4 protein-coding genes are annotated in these 4,127 nt (G+C 69.0%); 3 read left to right on the top strand and 1 reads right to left on the bottom strand.

Going from position 1 to position 4,127, the window contains the following annotated elements; translation table 11 throughout:
- Positions 1–496, top strand: a 496-nt coding sequence (locus RIF93_RS19160; protein ID WP_309093047.1) for a hypothetical protein, incomplete at its 5' end; no start/stop codon positions are given.
- Here the strand turns inward: RIF93_RS19160 and RIF93_RS19155 are convergent.
- Positions 456–1,256: a DUF6270 domain-containing protein gene (locus RIF93_RS19155; protein ID WP_309093046.1), complete on the bottom strand. Its 801-nt coding sequence runs from the start codon at positions 1,254–1,256 to the stop codon at positions 456–458. The two genes, RIF93_RS19160 and RIF93_RS19155, sit on opposite strands and share 41 nt — an antisense overlap.
- A gap of 195 nt (positions 1,257–1,451) precedes the next feature.
- Here RIF93_RS19155 and RIF93_RS19150 point away from each other — a divergent pair, with 195 nt between their 5' ends.
- Together RIF93_RS19150 and RIF93_RS19145 are read left to right on the top strand one after the other, a co-directional pair.
- Positions 1,452–3,182, top strand: a complete 1,731-nt coding sequence (locus RIF93_RS19150; protein WP_309093045.1) for a type I secretion system permease/ATPase — start codon at positions 1,452–1,454, stop codon at positions 3,180–3,182.
- Positions 3,179–4,127, top strand: a 949-nt coding sequence (locus tag RIF93_RS19145; protein WP_309093044.1) for a biotin/lipoyl-binding protein, incomplete at its 3' end; no start/stop codon positions are given. The genes RIF93_RS19150 and RIF93_RS19145, both read left to right, overlap by 4 nt.

Genomic DNA, 4,127 nt, shown 5'->3' with positions numbered 1-4,127 from the left:
CGACGACCCCGTCGGGCACTATATGCGCGAAGGCTGGATGCAGGGGCTCTCGCCGCATCCGCTGTTCGATCCCGCCTGGTACGTGCGGCAGGCGGGCCGGGCGGCGCGCGGGATCCCGCCCCTGGTCCACTATTTGACGGAGGGCTGGCGCGCCGGGTGCTCACCGCATCCGCTGTTCGACCCGACCTGGTATCTCGATCGCCACCCGGACGTGGCCGAAGCCGGTCTCGAGCCGCTCACCCATTTCCTCGTCTCGGGCGCGAGCGAAGGCCGCAGTCCGGGACCCTGGTTCGACCTGCCGCACTACGTGGCGCAACGCGGCGAGGCGCTGGCGTCGGGCGAGAACCCGCTCGTCGATTACCTGCAGGGCGGCGCCTGGGCGGTGGCCGAGCCCCGGCCGGGCTTCGCGGCCGCCGCTTACCTCGCCTCGCGGCCCGAGCTCGTGCGAGACGGCGTCACGCCGCTGGAACACTGGGCTCGGCAGGCTCCGCGCTAGGCTGCGGCACGCCTAGCGCCTCCAGCTGCCGCCAGATCTCGGCGTAGTATTCGGGGATGAAGTGGAAGGGGCTGAGTCCCCAGCGATGGCCGGGATCGGCGATCCGCAAAGCGCCGCCGTCAACGCGGGCCAGCGGCGGCATCACGGAGGTGAGGTGCGCCTCGTAGGCGGCCAGTAGGGCGTTCTGCTGGCCGATGTCGGCTGGCTGGTCATCGAGGATCGCCACGTTGGTCAGCGGGCGATGGTCGCCGTCAGGCGTGCGCATCTCGTCGGCCCATCGCGAGACGTGCAGGATGAGCTTGGCTTCTCGCAAGGGCGTCGAGCGGACCACGGCGGCCAGTTCCCCGGCCGCGTCGGTCCAGAGCCGCCAGCAGGCGTCGGAGAGCCGCGGGATCGTCCGCGCGTCGCGGAAGGCCTTCTGCGCGAGATAGCCGCTCGCGCCCAGCTCCCAGCTGCGGGTGACGATCGAACGCCCGACCGACATCAGATCGAACCGCTCGTCGATGAAGTCGAAGATCAGGTGCGTAGGCCGGAAGGCGACGAGCCGGGCCAGTCCGGTCTTGGTCAGGTCGGCGACCACGGCCCTGTGCTGGTTGCCCGACAGCGGCGATTGGCGCGACGGTCGAAAGCCGGCGACGGGTTCGGACATCAGGCTGGGAAAGCTGGTCCGAGAGAGATAGGCGAGGTTCTCGGCGCCGGGGCCGCGGATCGGCCACAAATCCCGTGTGATGCAGCTTCCGATGATCCCAACCCGTGCCATTCCCGCTCCCGCACGGCCCGCCGCGCTTTGGGGGCTCAGCATTGACAACATTTCGGCGGCTCCGCATCTAGCCGCCGCGCCGGGCGTTTCCGGGCGCGAGGCTGAACGAACGGCAATTCCGCACCCGCGTTCACCCTTTTCAGGCCGGATCTGGTTTATCTGGCCGAAAGCCACGACGGAACAGCTCGGCGCCCGATGAAATTCCTGACGTTCCTAACCAACCAGCCGGACACCGCCCTGACCCGCGCGATGGCCGACGTCAAGAAGGTCGCCCTTGTGGCCTTCGGCTTCAGCCTCGTCTCGAACGTGCTGTATCTGGCGCTGCCGCTCTATACCTACCAGGTGTACGGGCGGGTCATGGTGAGCCAGAGCCAAGCGACGCTCTGGATTCTGACGCTGGTCACGCTGTTTGTCTTCGCCGTCTCGGGCGTGATCGACGACATCCGGGCGCGGATCCTCATCAACTACGGCGTGGCGCTGGACCAGCGGGTGTCGGGACGCGTGTTCGCGAGCCTGTTCGACGCGGCCGTGCGCGGAGACCCCAGCGCCCGCGCCCAGGCCCTGCGCGACCTGGACCAGTTCCGGCAGACCTTCACCGGCGTCGGCGCGGCGGCGATTTTCGACCTGCCCTGGATCCCGGTCTTCCTGATCGTACTGTTCATCATCGATCCTCTGGTCGGCGTGATCACACTGCTGGGCGCCATCGTCCTTCTGGCGCTGGCCATCATGCAGACCAAGGCCATGCATCCGGTGCTGAAGGAGGCCAACGACGCCGCCCTGAAGAGCTACGGCTTCACCGATGCGGCGTTGCGCAACGGCGAGGTGGTGCGAGCGATGGGCATGCTGCCGACCCTGGGCTCGGCCTGGGCGCGGCACCGGGCCGTCACCATCGAGCGGGGCGCGGTGGCCTCCGAGTATTCGAACACCTACACGGACCTCATCAAGTTCGTGCGCATGGGCATGCAGGTGCTGATCATCGCGATCGGCGCCTACCTGATCCTGAAGGGCGAAATCCACTCGGGCATGCTGTTCGCCAACATGATCCTGGCGAGCCGGGCGCTGCAGCCGATCGAGAAGATCGTGGGCTCGTGGGAGCCGCTCAACAACATGGTCCGCTCGCATGAGCGGCTGCAGAACCTGCTCAGCAAGGCTGAGCCGCCGCCCGCCGGCACCCAGCTGCCGCGACCGACCGGCAAGCTCTCGGTGGAGGGCGTGAACTTTGCGCCGCCGGGCGCCAACAAGCTGGTGGTCAGCGGCGTGAGCTTCTCGATCGAGCCGGGCGAGGTGCTGGGCATCATCGGCCCGTCCGGCGCCGGCAAGTCGACCTTGGCCCGTCTGCTGATGGGGATCTGGAAGCCGCTCCAAGGCGTGGTGCGCCTCGATGGCGCGGACGTGTTCACCTGGGACCGCGCCGACTTCGGCCGCCACGTCGGCTATCTGCCGCAGGACACCGAACTTTTCGCGGGCACCGTCAGGGACAACATCGCCCGTTTCCGGGCCGACGTCACCGATGAGGACGTGGTCGAGGCCGCGCGGCTGGCCGGCGTGCACGACCTGATCCTGCGTATGCCCAAGGGCTATGACACCGAGGTGGGAGAAGGCGGGGTCACCCTCTCGGGCGGCCAGAGGCAACGGGTGGGCCTGGCCCGGGCGGTCCTCGGCGCGCCGGCCTTCCTGGTGCTGGACGAGCCCAACGCGAACCTGGACGCCGAGGGCGAAGACGCGCTCATCCGCGCCATCGAGACGTTGAAATCGAAGGGCACGACGATCGTGATCATCTCCCACAAGCCGGGGGTGTTCCGGTCGGCCGACAAGCTCCTGATGCTGCGCGACGGCCGCGTCGAACTGTTCGGGCCCCGCGACCAAGTCATGGCCAGGCTGGTGAAGCCGGCCGGGGATGTGCGCGCCGTGGAGGCGGGACGATGAAGCTTGACCTGAGCCCGGTCCGCTCGACCTACGTCGCGCCGACGTTCGGGGGCGAAGACCGGAACGAAATGGATCCGGCGCTGCGCCAGCGGCTGCGCCGACCGATGGTCGTCGGGGCGGGGGTGATCGGCGCGTTCGTCGTGGGGCTGGGCCTCTGGGCGTCCTTCACGCCCCTCAGCAGCGGGGTCACCGCGCCGGCCGAGGTGCGGGTCGAGAGCAATCGCAAGACGTTGCGGGCGAGCCGCGAGGGCGGCACCGTCAGGCAGATCCTGGTTCGGGAAGGGCAGTTCGTGCGCGCCGGCCAGCCGCTGCTGCTGTTCAACGACGTCGAGGCGCGCGCCGCGGTCGATGTGTACCAGAATCAGTACGACGTGCTGCTGGCGCAGAACGCACGCTTCTCGGCCGAGGCCACGAACCGCACCAGCCTGCAGTTTCCGGCCGAGCTCACCTCGCGCGCCGCCGACCCCCGCGTCGCCGCGCTGATCCGTGACCAGGAGTTCCTCTTCAGCACCCGGTTGCAGCTCTTCCAGAGCCAGTCGGCGGTGCTGGGGCAGCGGATCGAGCAGCTCGAGACCCAGGTCGTGGGCCTGCAGGCGCAGGTCGCCTCCATCGACGAGCAGCGCCGCCTGACGGAGGAGGAGCTCGCGGGCTACCGCAAACTCCACGAGCAGGGCTATGCGCCCAAGACCCTGATCCTGCGGTATGAGCGCAACCTGGCGGAGCTCTCCGGCCGCAAGGGGCAGCTGAGCGCCGACATCGCGCGCATGCGCCAGCAGATGGGCGAAACCCGCATGCAGCTCGTGCAGCTCCGCGACGAGCGGCAGAGCCAGGCCGCCGAGGGCCTGCGCGACAGCCAGTCGAAGATCGCCGACGTCGTGCCGCGCCTCACCACGGCGCGGCAGAGTCTGCAACAGACGGTCATCCGCTCGCCCGTGGACGGCTATG

The organism is Phenylobacterium sp., assembly GCF_031181185.1.
Lineage (GTDB): Bacteria > Pseudomonadota > Alphaproteobacteria > Caulobacterales > Caulobacteraceae > Phenylobacterium.
This window is presented reverse-complemented; position numbering and strand designations above follow the sequence as displayed.

What these genes read in the sequence shown, in the direction of transcription:
- RIF93_RS19155 (WP_309093046.1), bottom strand. Translation starts at nt 1,256, where the DNA reads ATGGCACGGGTTGGGATCATCGGAAGCTGCATCACACGGGATTTGTGG.
- RIF93_RS19150 (WP_309093045.1), top strand. Translation starts at nt 1,452, where the DNA reads ATGAAATTCCTGACGTTCCTAACCAACCAGCCGGACACCGCCCTGACC.